Origin of the sequence: Verrucosispora sp. WMMD1129 (assembly GCF_029581255.1) — a bacterium.
In the GTDB taxonomy this organism is placed as follows: domain Bacteria; phylum Actinomycetota; class Actinomycetes; order Mycobacteriales; family Micromonosporaceae; genus Micromonospora; species Micromonospora sediminimaris.
In genome coordinates this window covers 2581973-2597019 of sequence record NZ_CP120741.1, presented here as the reverse complement: position 1 = coordinate 2597019, position 15047 = coordinate 2581973, and the positions used below count along the sequence as shown (strand labels likewise).

The following is a 15047-nucleotide window of genomic DNA, read 5'->3' as shown; positions in this document are numbered from 1 at the left end:
CGCGGTAATTGAGCGGCGTGGTGTCGTACCGATGTGGTCGAGTGCCGGTGACGATGATGGCCGACAAAGGCCACGAGCGGGGAGCAGGACATGATCGAGACCAGAGGGCTGCGGAAGTCGTTCCGCAGCCGGGCCGGTCGGGAGACGAAGACCGTCGAGGCGGTACGCGGTGTCGACCTGGACGTCCCGGCCGGTGAGATCTTCGGGTTCCTGGGCCCGAACGGTGCCGGCAAGACCACCACGCTGCGGATGCTGGCGACACTTATCGAGCCGGACGGGGGCCAGGCCACCATCGCCGGTGCCGACCTGCTCAAGGACCCGGGCGAGGTGCGTCGCCGGATCGGCTACGTGGCCCAGGGCGGGAGCACCTGGGACGAATCCACCGGCCGCGAGGAACTGGTGCTCCAGGCCAGGATGTACGGCATCCGCAAGACCGAGGCGCAGCGGCGGGCCGCCCGGGCGCTGGAGGCGTTCCAACTTGTCGAGTTCGCCGACCGTAAGTGCAAGACGTACTCCGGCGGCCAGCGGCGCCGGGTCGAGATCGCGCTCGGCATCATCCACGAGCCGAAGATCGTCTTCCTGGACGAGCCCACCACCGGTCTCGACCCGCAGAGCCGGGCACACATGTGGGACGAGATCCGCCGGTTGCGCGCCGACGGGATGACCGTCTTCATCACCACGCACTACCTCGACGAGGCCGACGCGCTCTGCGACCGCATCGCGATCATGGATCACGGCGAGGTGGTCGCCGAGGGTACGCCAGCCGACCTCAAGCGGGAGATCTCCGGCGACGTGGTCCAGGTCGGCCTGGACGTCACCGCCACCGGCGAGGCTGAGAAGCTGCTCGACGGCGAGGAGTACGTGAACCGGTTGGAGCTGCTCGACGAGGGCGGGCTGCGGCTCTTCGTCGACGAGGGCGCCACCGCCATTCCGCGGATCCTGCGACGGGTCGACGCGGCCGGGCTCGACCTCAGGTCGATCGAACTGCACCGCCCGAGCCTCGACGACGTCTTCCTCACCAAGACCGGCCGCTCGCTGCGCGAGTCCTGACCCCATCCGGAGATCTCATGAAGCTCGCTCGCGACACCTGGCTGATCTTCCAACGGCAGCTGAATCTGCTGCTGCGCAACCCCGTGTGGGTCTTCGTCGGCGTCTTCCAGCCGGTGATGTACCTGCTGCTCTTCGCCCCGCTGCTCAAGCCCGCGCTGGGCGCGCCCACCCAGGCCGAGGCGTACAAGATCTTCGTGCCTGGTCTGCTGGTTCTGCTGGCCATCTTCGGTGGCCTGTTCCAGGGCTTCGGCCTCATCGCCGAACTACGAGCCGGGGTCATCGAACGCTCCCGGGTCACCCCGGTCAGCCGGCTCGCCCTGCTGCTCGGCCGGTCGCTGCGCGACGTGGTGTCGCTGATGACCCAGGCCGTCATCATCACGCTGCTCGCGCTCCTGTTCGACCTGCGCGTGTTCATCGGTGACCTGCTGCTGGCGTACCTGATGCTCGCCCTGATCGCGCTGATGACCTCGGCGGTCTCCTACGGCGTCGCGTTGAAGGTGAAGAGCGAGGACGCCCTGGCTCCGCTGATGAACACGGTGGCGCAGCCGGTGCTGCTGCTCTCCGGCATCCTGCTGCCGCTCGCGTTCGCGCCGGGCTGGTTGCAGGGCGTCGCCAAGTGGAACCCGTTCTCCTGGGCGGTCGACGGCACCCGCGCCCTGTTCAACGGCGACATCGGCGACGACCGGGTCTGGCAGGGGCTGACCATCATCGCGATCCTCGCCGCCGCCGGCGTCTACTGGGCCGCCCGCCAGTTCGCCCGCAGCGTCCGCTGACCCCGCCCGCCCTGCCCCGCCCGCCCTGGCGGGCAGGCGGCCTCGCTCGGCCGGCTCCGCGGGCGGAGGCGGCCTCGCTCGGCCGGCTCCGCGGGCGGGTTGCGGCATGTTGGGGTCTCCCGCCGGCGGGAGACCCCAACATGCCGCAACCGGAGCGCACTGACGCCCTCCGTCGTCGGTTGTCAGTGCACGTGGGCGAGGGTCAGCCCGTCGGCGATCGGCAGCATCACGGCATCCACCCGTACATCGGCCAGCACGTCCTCGTTGAACGCTGCGATCGCCCGGTCGTCGGCACTCTGCGGTGCCACCACCCGACCATTACGCAGCACGTTGTCCACGGCGATCACCCCACCAGGCCGCATCCGAGGCACCAACTCGGCCCAGTAGACCGGGTACCCGGTCTTGTCGGCGTCGATGAATGCGAAGTCCAGGTACCGTTCGTGCGGCAACTCACGCAGCGTGTCACCGGCTGGACCGATCCGCAGGTCGATCCGGTCGTCGACACCGGCCCGCGCCCAGTACCGGCGGGCAACGCTCGTGTACTCCTCCGAGATGTCGAAGCAGGTCAACCGCCCGCCCTCGGCCAGCCCCCGGGCGATCGCCAGCGACGACAGCCCCGTGAAGGTGCCTACCTCCACCGCCTGCCGGGCACCGAGCAGCCGGGTCAGAAACGTCAGAAAGGCAGCCTGTTCCGGCGCGACCTGCATCGACGCGTGCTCGGGAAGCAGCGCCAGCGTTTCCCGAGCCAGGTCGCTGATGACCTCGTCCGGCGGGGCGCCGTGCGCCACGAGGTATTGGTGCAGGTCGTCGGTGAGCGGAATCGACTTCAGCGTCATGCTCGGAACCTAACCGAGAGGTTCGACGATCTGGTTACCAGGCGCGACCTTGGTCCACAGATCGGTGATCCGCAGATCCAATTCGGCCAGCAGATTCCGCAGCAGAGGCAGGGAGAGTCCGACGACGGTCCCTGGATCGCCCTCGATCCGCTCCACGAACGGCCCGCCCAATCCGTCGATCGTGAACGCGCCGGCCACCGCCAGCGGTTCACCGGTGGCGACATAGGTGGCAATCTCGTGGTCGCTGATGTCGGCAAAATGCACCACAGTGGAGGCCACTGCCTCCGCGCGTCGCCCGGCCACGATGTCGACGAGACAGTGCCCGCTGTGTAACACCCCGCTACGCCTGCGCATCCGCTCCCACCGCCGGGTAGCGTCAGCCTCGTTGTCGGGCTTGCCGAGAATCTCTCCGTCGAAGGCGAGCACCGAGTCGCAGCCGAGCACAAGGGTGCGCTCATCGTCGGTCGGACGCAGCCGACCCAGTACGGCCTGCGCCTTGAGCCGAGCCAATTCGAGGCAGAGATCCTCCGCTCGTTCGGTCACCACGAGCGATTCGTCGACTCCGCTGACCAGCACGTCCGGTTCGATTCCGGCAGACTGGAGAGACTTGCGGCGGGCAGGGCTCGCCGACGCGAGCACAAGGCGAAGCGGCAGGGCATCAAGCACCCCGTCGACGTTACCGCCTGCCCGCGTACGCCACCCCACGCACCACCCCCGCCCACCCCCGGAGTCCGCTCGCGTGGGGTCCTTCCTAGCAGCCCACGGCGTCGTGTCAGCGGGTGATCCGAGGCGGCGGATCATCGGAGCGGCGCCGATGACGAGTCACCAGCGCCCAAGCGCCGCCCGCCGCGATCAGCACCCCCAGCGTGACCAGGCCGCGGACAGTCGCCGCCCGTCCCTCGTCAGCCGGCGGCCCATCAGCGGCCGCCGTGGTCGAGCCAGCTGCGTCCGGCGCGGCCGTCCGCACCGACCCGAAACCCCTCGGCGGTACGTCTGCCGTCAGCGCCGCCACCAGATCGATGACTCCGTAGCCGTACTGGTCATCCCGCCCCGGCGGCCCCTTGTCGATCGCAGTCGCAGTCAGCCGATGAGCCACCTCGTCAGCCGGCAGATACGGATACTTAGCCCGAATCAAAGCTGCCGCCCCCGCCACAATCGCCGCCGCCCCAGAAGTCCCTGTGCCTCTCGAGTAATGGCCGTCATAGCTCGTGCTGTATAAGTTGGCACCTGGTGCCGCCAAGGTTATCTCCGGGCCTGCGGCTGAGTTAGAGTGGTGATTACCGTCCTGATCGATTCCGGCGACCGCAATGACGGCGGGATGCGAGGCCGGATAGCCCACTCTTGAGTCGCCAGGCTTATTTCCGACACTTGCTATGACTACTATATCTGCCGCAATGGCGGCCTCGATTGCCCGAATTAGCTTCGCGCTGGTGCCGCCTACGCTGGAGATGCTGATAATGTCGACTCCTTCGTCGACTGCAACATTGATCGCCTCGGCAAGTGCGTCTGGCTGGCCCGCTCCGTGTGCTGGCATGCAGAATATAGGGAAAATCTTGGCTTTCGGGGCAACGCCAAGGGCGCCGGTTTTGGTGCCCTTGCCGTGAGCTGCAATCAGCCCAGCCATTGCTGTTCCATGGCTGTCTCGATCCTGCCTGCCGTCGCCCTTTCCCCCGGGGATGACATCTGCGCCTATAAGCAGATTGTTCCGTAGATCGGGATGAGGAAATACTCCCGTGTCGGGTACGGCGACGACGGCACCTGCACCCTGGTTGATTTTGTGCGCCTTTTGGACCTCCAGATACCGAAGGTGCCACTGGTCATTTCGGATACGATCGGCGCCATCTAGTGTCGGCACCTCTTTTAAACCGAACGAGGGTGCGATCGGTGCCTGTAGAGTGCAAACTGTCGTGAAGATCGATAGTGCCTTGGTGAAGGAAGAGTAGCTTTTCACCGGTTCAGGCCGATGGCCGGGCCGGGATCGATCGGTCCATCGTCTTTTGGCGGCGTTACTATTGGTTCAACTCCACTTGCAGTTGCCCACGGATTGTCCGGATCCCACGATCGGGCACCGGTGTCGCCAGGGGTTGGTCGTGCCGATCTTCCCTGTCGTTCACTCATGCCTGTTACCTGGAGGGTGCCGGGTGGGCTACCGATGGGCGGAAGCAAAGGCACTCCCCCTAAGCTTCTGCCTCCGCCTGGTCTGGAACCGGCTCCCCCGGTGGGGGCCGTTCCTGCTGCTCCACCGCCGATCAATCCACCGAATGGGGGAGTTGGCCTAGCGGGTGCATTGGGTGACGTCGGATGACCAATACCCGCGGCAGGTGAACCGCCGATTAGGCCGCCGGTTGGTGTCCCACGTGTCGAGTTTGATCCACCAGTTCTTGGTGGCTGTCTATCCGAAGTTATCTGAGTAGGTTGGCCATTCTCTAAGGGGCGGCCGTTGACACCCCAGAAGGGCGTCGGCCGCGGATCGGTGCCGGCTGTGAGGTTCGGCGGCGGTTCAGCAGTTAGGTTGGTAGGCGGGGAGTAATTTGAGGATGTCGAAGCTAAGACTGCCGAACCCAGGATGGGACCCGTTGTATGGGTTGCTCTAGCTTTCAAAGGGGGTGAACGAAATTGGCTTATGGCAGGCGACGCTGCCTTTGGGGGCGACATCGGAACAATTGGAGGAATGGCGGGGGGCTGGGCGCCTGTCGCATACACATCAGGATCGCTCGTCTGGACGCTGGCCCGGGGGGTGGGGGGTGGGTGGCGGAGTTGGGTTTGGGCTTGTTGGAGTTCGGTGCTGAGGCCGTACATTATGGTGCGGGCTTGTGCGTTCAGCCGCTCCAGGTCGGATTCACTCACCGGGGGGTGGATGGCTCGGCCGGCGGCGGCGGCTTTTGGGTCGGCGGCGGTTTGTTCCCAGGATCGCTTCTGTTGCAGCTTGTCGGCGTACTCTTCGTGGATCTTTTGTAGTTTGCTTCGGCTGCTGGTGAGGGCCTGGGTGGCGGCGGACAGTGCGGTCTGGTTGGCGGTGGCGGCGTCGTGGGTGCGTTGGACCTGACTGATCAGCTCGTCGAGTTTGACGAGGTAGGCGTGGGAGGCGGCGTTGGTCTCGGGCGGCCATGCCTGGGCCAGGCGTTCGCGGTACGTTCTCAGCCGGCCGAGATGCTGGCCGGCCAGCTCGGCGATTTTGCGCCAGCCGGCGACGTGTCGCCAGTGGTTGTCGGTGTGGTGGCCCTGGAGGCAGGCCCACATGTCTGCCACGTTCATCAGCTGCCACTCCGTCAGGCCGCCGCTGCGGCCGACGCCCGGTTCCCTCACGGCACCACCACCGGGCCAGTGTTGTCGGTGCCGGTCGGGTCGGCGAGCGATGGCGACGCCACGGCTGCCGGTGGCGGCGCGTCGGTCTGCCTGTGCGTCTCGTCGATGTTCGGTGCAAGCGGCAAACCGTGCTGCTCGAGTGCTCGGTGGACGTCGGCGACCCGGGCGGCGGAGAAGGCGTCGGTGTCGGCGTACTGCTCGGCCACGAGCTTGGCGGCTTCCGCGAGGTGGCCGGTGGCGTCACCGACGCCCCAGACCGCGTTGGTCGTCGCCTGTTGGGTTTCCCAATGGGTACGCATGAAGTGCACCAGCTCGACGAACGCGTCGGCCGGGTTGGGCACGGTGGTGAGCATGTCGTCTGCGATGTACCGCAGGTACGGTGCGTAACTGCCTTCCACCTCGGCGCGGAGTTGCTCGGCGAAGTCTCGTAGCTGACGGATGTCGGCCTCGACGCCTGCGGAACCGCGTAGCCAGGACGCTTGTCGATCCTCCTCAGGGATCATCGGCCCTCCCAATCTGTCACGGGCTCGCTCCCCTGAGTGAGGTTAGACGGTGAACGCCCCCTCCGGCAGCCCTGCCGCGTCCAGCAGCGCTGCCGCTGACCAGAGGTGGGTTCAGCGAGGCAGGCCGGAGTTGCGCCACGCGCCGGCACCGGGCGTCAGCGCCGCAACCGCCGGACGGCCGCTGCGCGTCCAGGCGGACGCCGGGGTCGGCGCGCGCCGGACCGTCGGGCGCGACCGCACGGCGATCACGCCGACCAACGCGGCCAGTTCCTCGGCGGTCGGCACGCCACGCACGACCCGGAACAGCGGCTCTTCGACAGACATGACCTCAGGGTACGCGGGGAGAAGCCGACCTTCGTCGCACAGTGGCGTGCCGGCGGTGTGACCGTCTGCGCTGCCGGGTACCGTCTCAGCGATGTCAGAAGCTGCCCCCCAACTCGTCGCCGACCGGTACCGGCTGCTCGCGCCGCTCGGTCAGGGCGGCATGGGTCGGGTATGGAAGGCACGCGACGAGGTGCTGCACCGCGACGTCGCGATCAAGGAGCTGGTTCCGCCGCCGGGCCTGACCAGCGACGAGCGCCGCGAGATGCGCGAACGTTCACTGCGCGAGGCACGCGCCATCGCCCGGCTCAACAACATCAACGTGGTACGCATCTTCGACGTGCTCCGCACCGACGGTGACCCGTGGATCGTCATGGAGTACGTGGCGTCCCGGTCGTTGCAGGACACCATCGCCGAGGACGGTCCGGTGTCACCGGCGCGTGCCGTGGAGATCGGTCTGGGCGTGCTGAACGCGTTGAAGGCCGCGCACAAGGCCGGCATCATGCACCGCGACGTCAAACCCGGCAACGTGTTGCTCGGCACCGACGGTCGGGTGGTGCTGACCGACTTCGGCCTGGCCACGATTCCGGGCGACCCGAACGTCACCCGTACCGGCATGGTGCTCGGCTCGCCCGCGTACATCGCGCCGGAGCGCGCCCGCGACGGCACCTTCGGCCCGGAGGCCGACCTCTGGTCGCTCGGTGCCACCCTGTACGCCGCCGTGGAGGGCAAATCCCCCTTCGCGCGACCCTCGGCGATCAGCACCCTGGCCGCGCTGGCCACCGAGCCGGTGCCGCCGGCCCGTAACGCCGGCCCGCTCAAGCAGGTGCTCGCCGGGCTGCTGCGCAAGGACCCACAGGAGCGGATCACCGCCGAGTCCGCCGAGCGCATGCTGCGCCGGGCCAGCGGCCGCCGGGCCCGGGGCATCTCACTTCTCGACGGCGTACGCCGGCCGGGGCCGAACGGACCGCGCGAACCGCGCCCGCCGCTGGTGCCGGCACCGCGCCCCTCCGGTGAGCGGCCGTCGACCCCGGTAACCCCACCCGCGCCTCGCACGCCACCCACGTCAGGGCTACTGGCCGGTGGTGCGGCGGCAACCGGCGCCGCAGCCGACAGTTCGACAGGTACCCAGCCCGGCTCGGACGCCGACCCGACGACGAAGGTCGCCGGTGCCGATGCCGCGCCGACGGCCAAGGCCGCCGGCGACGATGCCGACCCGACAGCGAAGGTCTCGCCGACCAGCCCGGTGGACACCGCTCCGGACGACCTGGACAGCGGCCGGTCCGGTACCGCCACGTCGAACCCGGCCGGCGAACGGGACACCGCCCTGGCCGCCGCTGCGGGTACCGCCTCGACCGCTGGTGCAGCAGCCGGAGGGCCGGGGGAAGGCACCGCCGACGGGCAGGCCGTGCCCCCGAACGACCACACCGGATCGGACGCCACAGTCGGCGACCGGACCGACCCGAGCCCGACGGGCCCGGGCGTCGACGCGACGGAGACCGGCGTAACGGCTGGCGAGGCTCAACCTGGGGACGCCGCGTCGGCAGGCCCGGCCGCGACGAACACCGACGCCACGGAGGGCACCGGCACGGCGGGCGAGCCCGCCGCAGCGACGCCTACCGCGACGGAGGCCGGCACGGCCGGTGGCGGGGCCGTGCGGGCGGAGCGGCCGGCGGTCGAGGGTACGCGGCGTCCGTCGCAGCCGACCTCGGTCATGCCGGCGGCACCGGTCAGCCCGGCGCCGACCCGGGGAAACGTCTTCAAGGCCGGGCAGTTCCGTTCGGAGCGGACCCGGCGTGCGGTGCTCGTCGGTGCCGTGGTCGCGCTGCTGCTACTCGGCGTGGTGGTGGCGATTCCGCTGCTCAACGGTGGCGACGAGGACGGCGGGACTCCGCCGGCCGCGGGCGGCACCAGCAGCGCACCGCCGCCAGCCAGCTCGGAACCGGCCGCCCCGGCGCCGAGCGACCCGCCGGCCAGCCCGTCGGCGTCGTCCAGCCCGTCGGCCTCGCCCAGCGCCTCGGAATCGGCCGGTGGCCTGCCGGAGGGGTGGACGCTGCGGACCGACCCGGTGGGCTTCAAGGTGCCGGTACCCGACGGCTGGCGACGCAGCACCAGCGGCACTTCGGTTATCTACCGGGAGCCGGACGGGGTACGGGAACTGCTCATCGACCGCACCGACACGCCGAAGCGGGACGCCGAAGCCGACTGGCGATCGCAGGAGCCGAACCGGAAGAACCTGGTCCGCAACTACGAGTACATCGACATCTCCTCGTTCGACTGCAAGTGGCGGACCTGCGCCGACTGGGACTGGCGGGAAACCCGCGACGGCACCCGGATCCGGGTCCGTAACCGGGCCTTTGTCCCCGCCAGCAACCGGGGCTTCGCGCTGCGCTGGGAGGTCGCGGACCGCGATTGGGACGAGCAGTTGGAGAACTTCGAGATGATCTTCCGCGAGTTCGTGCCGGACCGTCAGGACTGATCGACAGGCATGGCCCTCCGCCGTCCGGGGTATCTGATCTCCGACGACGGAAGGGAGGCCCGAGATGGGTTACCGAGGAAGGGACGCCCGGCCCCGGCTGGCACTGTGGACGGCCGTGGTGCTGGGCAACGTCGTACTGCTTGTCGCCACTGTCGGGGTCGCGGTGCTGGCGACCATGTTGAGTTTGGTGACGCTCGCCGGGGCCGCGTTCGCCGGCTGGCACCTCACCCGCCGGGGCAGTGTGTCCCGTAGTGCGGGAATGAGCGTGCCGGTCGCGATGACCGCGCGGCGGCGGGCCTGAGATTTCCCGGTGACACCCGGCGCGACGACAGCGGTCCGGGTGCGGCGCGACGGCAGGCTGACGTCCGCTCCGAGCGAAGGACGTCGGCCCGCCGTCGCGGCGTACGTCAGGTGTTGTTGGCCAGGGCGATCAGCCGGCTGCGGTCGCCGTTCCAGTAGTTGCGGTCGACGCCGCCGCTGATGCCGGGGACGCTGCCGGAGTCGGTGTACTGCCAGAAGCTCCAGAACGGCGCGCCGGCCGGCAGCGCGCCGACGGAGGACGACCAGCGGGCCACCCACAGCGGGTGGTTGTTCCACGGCCCGCTCCAGGAACCGGTGCACTGGTTCCAGAAGCTGGTGGTGGTGTAGATGACCGCGTACCGGCCGGTGCGGGATCGGTAGGTGTTGAGGAAGTCCTGCACCCAGTTGCGCATGCCGGTGGTGCTCAGGCCGTAGCAGTAGCCGCCGCTGTACGGGTTCGCCTCCAGGTCCAGCGCGGCCGGCAGGGTGCGGCTGTCGGCGGACCAGGCGCCGCCGTTGGAGGCCAGGAAGTTCGCCTGGACCGCGCCGGAGGAGATGTTGGGCCGGGCGAAGTGGTACGCGCCGCGGATCACTCCCGCGTAGTACGCGTTCACGTAGTTGGTGTTGAAGTTCGGGTCCCGGTAGCTCGTACCCTCGGTGGCCTTGATGAAGGCGAACTGGATGCCGGAGTTGCGGACGCTCGTCCAGTTGATGGTGCCCTGGTAGCGCGAGACGTCGATGCCCGGCACGGTGGCGGCGGCGGCCGGGGTCGCGGTGGCGACGAGCCCGGCGGCGGCGGTGGCGAGTACGGCGAGTGCGGCGGCGGTCAGCCGACGCAGCGATCTGGTCCGACCCATGGCGTCCTCCTGAGACGACTGTCGATAGACAGACATCTTTGAAGGCGATCGTCGGTCAGGGCAAGAGGGATCAAGACAACATTCGATGTACGGGTTGTGGTGGCGACCCACCTGGTCATCAGCGCAGGGTGGCCGGATCCACCTGCCAGCGGAACGGGTCGGTGAGGGTGAGCGTCTCGCCGGCCTTGGCCACCCGTTCCTCGACGTAGTGCCCGTCGTCGAGCCGGTACAGCCGCAGCGACTGGGTGTCGCCGTCCTGCTCGACCAGCAGGTACCAGGGAATCCGGGCGATCGCGTAGAGCTGCATCTTGAGCACCCGGTCAGTGGCGGCGTTACCCGGCGACACGATCTCTCCGACGAGGAAGATCCGGTTCGCGTCAAGCACGGTTCCCTCATCATCGGCATCGGTCACCACGAGGTCGGGGATGACGATGCGGTCGTCGCCCAGCCGAACGTTGATCGCGTCGTATACCAGGAGGCCGCTGCTTTCTGCGGCGGCCTCGATACTGTTCGCCAGCCTCCGGGCCACTCTCTGATGCCTCAGGCTCGGGGCAGGGCTCACGATCAGGCTCCCGTCGAGCAATTCGATCCGGTCACGGGTTTCGCCCATGGCGAGGTATTCGGCCTCCGTCCAGAGGCCGACGTGGGGTTCCAGGGGGGCCGCGCTCACCGGCGTTCACCTCCCGCTCCGATCGCCACCCGGTCAGTCTCACACGATACGACCGGTCGGCCCGGGACCGACACCGGAACGCTCACCCGGCTCGGCGCCGACGGCGGAACGTGGGCGGTAGGCTCCCGCCTCATGGTGTCGATCGAGGGCATGACCGAGTTCTGGGACCGCCTGCTCGGCGCGCAGCCCGATCCGCCTCCGCTGCTGGTGGTGCTCACCGGGCTGGTCGCGCTGCTCGTCGTGGTCACCCGGTTGCCGTGGCGGATCGCCCGCAACGCGATCACCATCGCCCACGAGGGTGGTCACGCGCTTGTCGCCGTACTCACCGGACGCAAGCTGCAGGGCATCCGGCTGCACTCGGACACCTCCGGCCTGACCCTCTCCGCCGGTCGGCCCACCGGCCCCGGCATGGTGCTCACCCTGCTCGCCGGATACCTGGCCCCGCCCCTGGTGGGCCTTGGTGGGGCATGGCTGCTCGCCGGCAACCGGATCACCCTGCTGCTGTGGATCGCGGTGGTCCTGCTGCTGGCCATGCTGGTGATGATCCGCAACCTCTACGGCGCGCTGACTCTGGTGATCGTCGGGGGCGCGGTCCTCGCCGTCTCCTGGTACGCCAGCCCGCAGGTGCAGGCCGCCTTCGCGTGGACCGGGGTGTGGTTCCTGCTGCTCGGCGGCGTACGCCCGGTGGTGGAGTTGCAGCGGTTGCGCGCGCGGCGCGGCATGCCGGCCTCCGACGCCGACCAGTTGGCCGGGATCACCCCGCTGCCGGCGTTCTTCTGGGTGGTCCTCTTCGGTCTGGTCAACCTCGCCGTGCTGGCGGCCGGCGGCCTGATGCTGGCCGGCCCGCTGCTCGCCGAGGCCGGCCTCACCTGATTTCGTCGGCCGGGCGGCAACCTGCCCCACCCTCCGGTGCGTGTGCTCTGTCAGGTACGGGGAGGTGCGGGTGGCGGACGTCGAGGGCTTCGACGAGTTCTACCGGGGCAGCCGGCAGCGGCTGCTCGGGTACGTCTACGTGCTGACCGGTGACCTCACCGAGGCGCAGGACGCCGTGCAGGAGGCGTTCATCCGGGCCTGGCAGCGCTGGTCCAGCGTGGGCAGCTACGACGACCCGGAGGCGTGGGTACGCGTGGTGGCGGCCCGGATCGCGGTCAGCCGCTGGCGCAGTCTGCGCAGCCGGGCCCGGGCCTACCTGCGACACGGCGCGGTCGACAGCGTGCCGGAACCGACCACCGACACCGTCGAGGTGGTCGCCGCCCTGCGCCAGCTCCCCGAGGAACAGCGCGTCGCGATCGCGCTGTACTACCTCGCCGGACTGCCGGTCGCGGAGGTGGCGCGGCAGACCGCGGCCCCCGTCGGCACGGTCAAGGCCCGACTGTCCCGCGGGCGTGCCGCGCTCGCCGGGCTGCTCGCCGTCTCTGATCTTGAGGAGGCTCCCGGTGCCTGACGAGATGCGGTTCCTTGAGCGGATGCATCAGGACCTGCGGGAGGTCCGCTGGGCTGAGCCGGCGGAGCTGCGTGAGCAGGGCACCCGTCGCCGCAGGCGTGCGGCGGTGGGATCGGCCGTCGCCGTGCTGATGGTGGCCGCCGTCTCCGTCGTCGTCACGAAGAATCTCGCCGGACCACCACCGGTGGCCCCGCTGGCCGCGCCGACCACCTCGGTCCCGTCCGCCGAGATCCCCCGGCAGGCCATGGTGCAACCGGGCGACCTCCCCGTCGAGACTGGCCCTCCGCTCGGCCAGTCCGGCCTGGACGAACCGGTGCAGATCGATTATGTGCTGCTCGCGTGTCACCAGCAGCAGGGTTTGAGCGCCGACTGGGAACCGTCGCGCTACTCGCGCTCACAGACACTGCTGCGGGCACCTACCGGGCATCTCCCGGCCGACGAGGTGTTCAGTCAGGCCGTCTACCGGCTCGCTCCGCAGGTAGCCGACCGCATCTTCGCCCGGATCGACGCGTTGCTCGCCCCGTGCGCGAGTTGGCGGTCCATAGGAGACGTGCTCTGGGACGATCAGGTCGTTGCGGCCGAGGCCGACCATCGGTGGGAGGTGACCGCCCGCGACTTCGTCGGCGATCAGGCGATGGTGATCCAGCACAGCATCACGGAGGTACGGAATCTGGAGACCGGCGAGAGCCGGGATCCGGGCCAGCTTGAACGGACCGCGGTGGTGCGGGTCGGCGACCTGGTCACGGTGCTGGGCCTGGGCCGGGACGGTACGGAGCGAGAGCTGCGCCGGCTGGCCGCCGTGGCAGCCGACCGTCTCTGCGTCGCCGCCAACCCGCCGTGCTGACCGGCCCCTCCCGACGCGCTGGCAGGCGGGGAGGGGCCGATCAGCGGCGACTACAGCGGAATGTTGCCGTGCTTCTTGGGCGGGAGGGTCTCCCGCTTGGTCCGCAGCACCCGCAGCGCCCGGACTATCTGGGCACGGGTCTCGTGCGGCGGGATCACCGCGTCGACGTAGCCGCGCTCGGCGGCCACGTACGGGTTGGCGAGGGTGTCCTCGTACTCGGCGATCCGCTCGGCGCGGACCGCGGCCGGATCCTCGGCGGCGGCCAACTCCTGCCGGTAGAGGATGTTCACCGCGCCCTGCGCGCCCATCACCGCGATCTGGGCGGTCGGCCAGGCGAAGTTGAGATCGGCCCCCAGGTGCTTGGAGCCCATCACGTCGTACGCCCCGCCGTACGCCTTGCGGGTGATGACGGTGACCTTCGGGACGGTGGCCTCGGCGTACGCGTAGATGAGCTTGGCGCCCCGGCGGATGATGCCGTCCCACTCCTGGCCGGTGCCGGGTAGGAACCCGGGCACGTCCACGAAGGTGAGCACCGGAATGTTGAAGGCGTCGCAGGTGCGGACGAATCGGGCCGCCTTCTCGCTGGCCGCGATGTCCAGGGTGCCGGCGAAGTGCATCGGCTGGTTGGCCACCACGCCCACCGGCCGGCCCTCGACCCGACCGAAGCCGACCACCATGTTCTGCGCGTAGAGCGGCTGGACCTCCAGGAACTCCCCGTCGTCGAGCACGTGCTCGATCACCCGGTGCATGTCGTACGGCTGGTTGGCCGAGTCGGGGATGACCGTGTCCAGTTCCCGGTCCGCGTCGCTGATCTCCAGGTCGGCCGGTGCGTCGAAGACCGGTGGCTCGTCCAGGTTGTTCGAGGGCAGGTGGGACAGCAGCGCCTTGACGTAGTCGATCGCGTCGGCCTCGTCGGTGGCGAGGTAGTGCGCGTTGCCGCTGCGGCTGTTGTGGGTGCGGGCGCCACCCAGCTCCTCCATGCCGACGTCCTCGCCGGTGACGGTCTTGATGACGTCCGGCCCGGTGATGAACATGTGCGAGGTCTGGTCGACCATCACGGTGAAGTCGGTGACCGCGGGGGAGTAGACCGCGCCACCGGCGCACGGGCCCATGATGAGCGAGATCTGCGGGATGACGCCGCTGGCCCGGACGTTGCGGAAGAAGATCTCGCCGTAGAGGCCGAGTGAGGCCACGCCCTCCTGGATCCGGGCGCCGCCGGAGTCGTTGATGCCGATGACCGGGCAGCCGATCTTCATGGCCAGGTCCATCACCTTGACCATCTTCTCGCCGAAGACCTCGCCGAGGGAGCCGCCGAAGACCGTGAAGTCCTGGGCGAAGACGCAGACCTGCCGGCCGTCGACGGTGCCGTACCCGGTGATCACGCCGTCGCCGTACGGGCGGGTCCGATCCAGCCCGAAGTTTGTGGACCGGTGCCGGGCGAACTCGTCCAGCTCGACGAACGACCCCTCGTCGAGCAGCATCTCGATGCGCTCCCGGGCGGTCTTCTTGCCCCGCGCGTGCTGCTTCTCCACGGCGCGGGTCGACCCGGCGTGCACCGCCTCGTCGACCCGTCGTGCCAGGTCCGCCAGCTTGCCCGCGGTGCTGTGGATGTTGGTCCCGGTCTCGGTAGTCACCCTGGGAATATAACGATGGCTCAGGTCACC

General features: G+C 69.2%; 15 protein-coding genes. 7 read left to right on the top strand and 8 right to left on the bottom strand.

Features of this window, described 5'->3' with window-relative positions:
• Nucleotides 1-90 precede the first annotated feature (90 nt).
• The gene (locus O7624_RS11805; protein WP_093406253.1) at nucleotides 91-1050 is read left to right on the top strand and encodes an ATP-binding cassette domain-containing protein; all 960 of its coding nucleotides are present in this window, start codon (nucleotides 91-93) and stop codon (nucleotides 1048-1050) included.
• A gap of 17 nt (nucleotides 1051-1067) precedes the next feature.
• Nucleotides 1068-1823 carry an ABC transporter permease gene (locus O7624_RS11800; RefSeq protein WP_093406255.1) on the top strand — a complete coding sequence of 252 codons (756 nt, stop codon included), beginning with the start codon at nucleotides 1068-1070 and terminating at the stop codon, nucleotides 1821-1823.
• Between the two features lie 182 nt (nucleotides 1824-2005).
• Here the strand turns inward: O7624_RS11800 and O7624_RS11795 are convergent, their stop codons facing one another.
• The 5 genes from O7624_RS11795 to O7624_RS11775 all read right to left on the bottom strand — a co-directional run bounded on the left by O7624_RS11795 (nucleotide 2006) and on the right by O7624_RS11775 (nucleotide 6792).
• On the bottom strand, nucleotides 2006-2659 hold the full coding sequence (locus tag O7624_RS11795; RefSeq protein ID WP_282240030.1) for an O-methyltransferase: 654 nt from the start codon (nucleotides 2657-2659) through the stop codon (nucleotides 2006-2008).
• Between the two features lie 9 nt (nucleotides 2660-2668).
• Nucleotides 2669-3325, bottom strand: coding sequence for a nucleoside triphosphate pyrophosphatase (locus O7624_RS11790; protein ID WP_282240029.1), 657 nt, complete (start codon nucleotides 3323-3325; stop codon nucleotides 2669-2671).
• A 106-nt stretch (nucleotides 3326-3431) separates the two neighbouring features.
• Nucleotides 3432-4610, bottom strand: a complete 1179-nt coding sequence (locus O7624_RS11785; protein WP_282240028.1) for a S8 family serine peptidase — start codon at nucleotides 4608-4610, stop codon at nucleotides 3432-3434.
• 1351 nt (nucleotides 4611-5961) lie between these two features.
• On the bottom strand, nucleotides 5962-6468 hold the full coding sequence (locus tag O7624_RS11780; RefSeq protein WP_282240027.1) for a hypothetical protein: 507 nt from the start codon (nucleotides 6466-6468) through the stop codon (nucleotides 5962-5964).
• A 111-nt stretch (nucleotides 6469-6579) separates the two neighbouring features.
• A complete protein-coding gene (locus O7624_RS11775) occupies nucleotides 6580-6792 on the bottom strand; it encodes an acyl-CoA carboxylase subunit epsilon (RefSeq protein WP_093406267.1) in 213 nt (70 codons plus the stop codon).
• A 91-nt stretch (nucleotides 6793-6883) separates the two neighbouring features.
• Here O7624_RS11775 and O7624_RS30665 point away from each other — a divergent pair, with 91 nt between their 5' ends.
• A complete protein-coding gene (locus O7624_RS30665; protein ID WP_348774981.1) occupies nucleotides 6884-9268 on the top strand; it encodes a serine/threonine-protein kinase in 2385 nt (794 codons plus the stop codon).
• Nucleotides 9269-9332: 64 nt separating this feature from the next.
• Nucleotides 9333-9569, top strand: coding sequence for a hypothetical protein (locus O7624_RS11765; RefSeq protein WP_282240026.1), 237 nt, complete (start codon nucleotides 9333-9335; stop codon nucleotides 9567-9569).
• Between the two features lie 106 nt (nucleotides 9570-9675).
• Here the strand turns inward: O7624_RS11765 and O7624_RS11760 are convergent, their stop codons facing one another.
• Nucleotides 9676-10425 carry a GH25 family lysozyme gene (locus tag O7624_RS11760; protein ID WP_204004703.1) on the bottom strand — a complete coding sequence of 250 codons (750 nt, stop codon included), beginning with the start codon at nucleotides 10423-10425 and terminating at the stop codon, nucleotides 9676-9678.
• Nucleotides 10426-10543: 118 nt separating this feature from the next.
• On the bottom strand, nucleotides 10544-11095 hold the full coding sequence (locus O7624_RS11755; RefSeq protein ID WP_282240025.1) for a Uma2 family endonuclease: 552 nt from the start codon (nucleotides 11093-11095) through the stop codon (nucleotides 10544-10546).
• A 132-nt stretch (nucleotides 11096-11227) separates the two neighbouring features.
• Here O7624_RS11755 and O7624_RS11750 point away from each other — a divergent pair, with 132 nt between their 5' ends.
• The 3 genes from O7624_RS11750 (at nucleotide 11228) to O7624_RS11740 (ending at nucleotide 13383) form a co-directional block, all read left to right on the top strand.
• A complete protein-coding gene (locus O7624_RS11750; protein ID WP_093406278.1) occupies nucleotides 11228-11968 on the top strand; it encodes a M50 family metallopeptidase in 741 nt (246 codons plus the stop codon).
• A gap of 70 nt (nucleotides 11969-12038) precedes the next feature.
• On the top strand, nucleotides 12039-12539 hold the full coding sequence (locus O7624_RS11745) for a SigE family RNA polymerase sigma factor (RefSeq protein ID WP_093406651.1): 501 nt from the start codon (nucleotides 12039-12041) through the stop codon (nucleotides 12537-12539).
• The gene (locus O7624_RS11740) at nucleotides 12532-13383 is read left to right on the top strand and encodes a hypothetical protein (RefSeq protein ID WP_282240024.1); all 852 of its coding nucleotides are present in this window, start codon (nucleotides 12532-12534) and stop codon (nucleotides 13381-13383) included. Before O7624_RS11745 ends, O7624_RS11740 begins: the two co-directional genes overlap by 8 nt.
• Before the next feature lie 50 nt (nucleotides 13384-13433).
• Here the strand turns inward: O7624_RS11740 and O7624_RS11735 are convergent, their stop codons facing one another.
• Nucleotides 13434-15017 (bottom strand): acyl-CoA carboxylase subunit beta, encoded by a 1584-nt coding sequence (locus O7624_RS11735; RefSeq protein ID WP_282240023.1) that lies wholly within the window; start codon nucleotides 15015-15017, stop codon nucleotides 13434-13436.
• Nucleotides 15018-15047: the final 30 nt, after the last annotated feature.

What these genes read in the sequence shown, in the direction of transcription:
- O7624_RS11805 (WP_093406253.1), top strand. Translation starts at nt 91, where the DNA reads ATGATCGAGACCAGAGGGCTGCGGAAGTCGTTCCGCAGCCGGGCCGGT.
- O7624_RS11800 (WP_093406255.1), top strand. Translation starts at nt 1,068, where the DNA reads ATGAAGCTCGCTCGCGACACCTGGCTGATCTTCCAACGGCAGCTGAAT.
- O7624_RS11795 (WP_282240030.1), bottom strand. Translation starts at nt 2,659, where the DNA reads ATGACGCTGAAGTCGATTCCGCTCACCGACGACCTGCACCAATACCTC.
- O7624_RS11780 (WP_282240027.1), bottom strand. Translation starts at nt 6,468, where the DNA reads ATGATCCCTGAGGAGGATCGACAAGCGTCCTGGCTACGCGGTTCCGCA.
- O7624_RS11775 (WP_093406267.1), bottom strand. Translation starts at nt 6,792, where the DNA reads ATGTCTGTCGAAGAGCCGCTGTTCCGGGTCGTGCGTGGCGTGCCGACC.
- O7624_RS30665 (WP_348774981.1), top strand. Translation starts at nt 6,884, where the DNA reads ATGTCAGAAGCTGCCCCCCAACTCGTCGCCGACCGGTACCGGCTGCTC.
- O7624_RS11765 (WP_282240026.1), top strand. Translation starts at nt 9,333, where the DNA reads ATGGGTTACCGAGGAAGGGACGCCCGGCCCCGGCTGGCACTGTGGACG.
- O7624_RS11760 (WP_204004703.1), bottom strand. Translation starts at nt 10,425, where the DNA reads ATGGGTCGGACCAGATCGCTGCGTCGGCTGACCGCCGCCGCACTCGCC.
- O7624_RS11750 (WP_093406278.1), top strand. Translation starts at nt 11,228, where the DNA reads ATGGTGTCGATCGAGGGCATGACCGAGTTCTGGGACCGCCTGCTCGGC.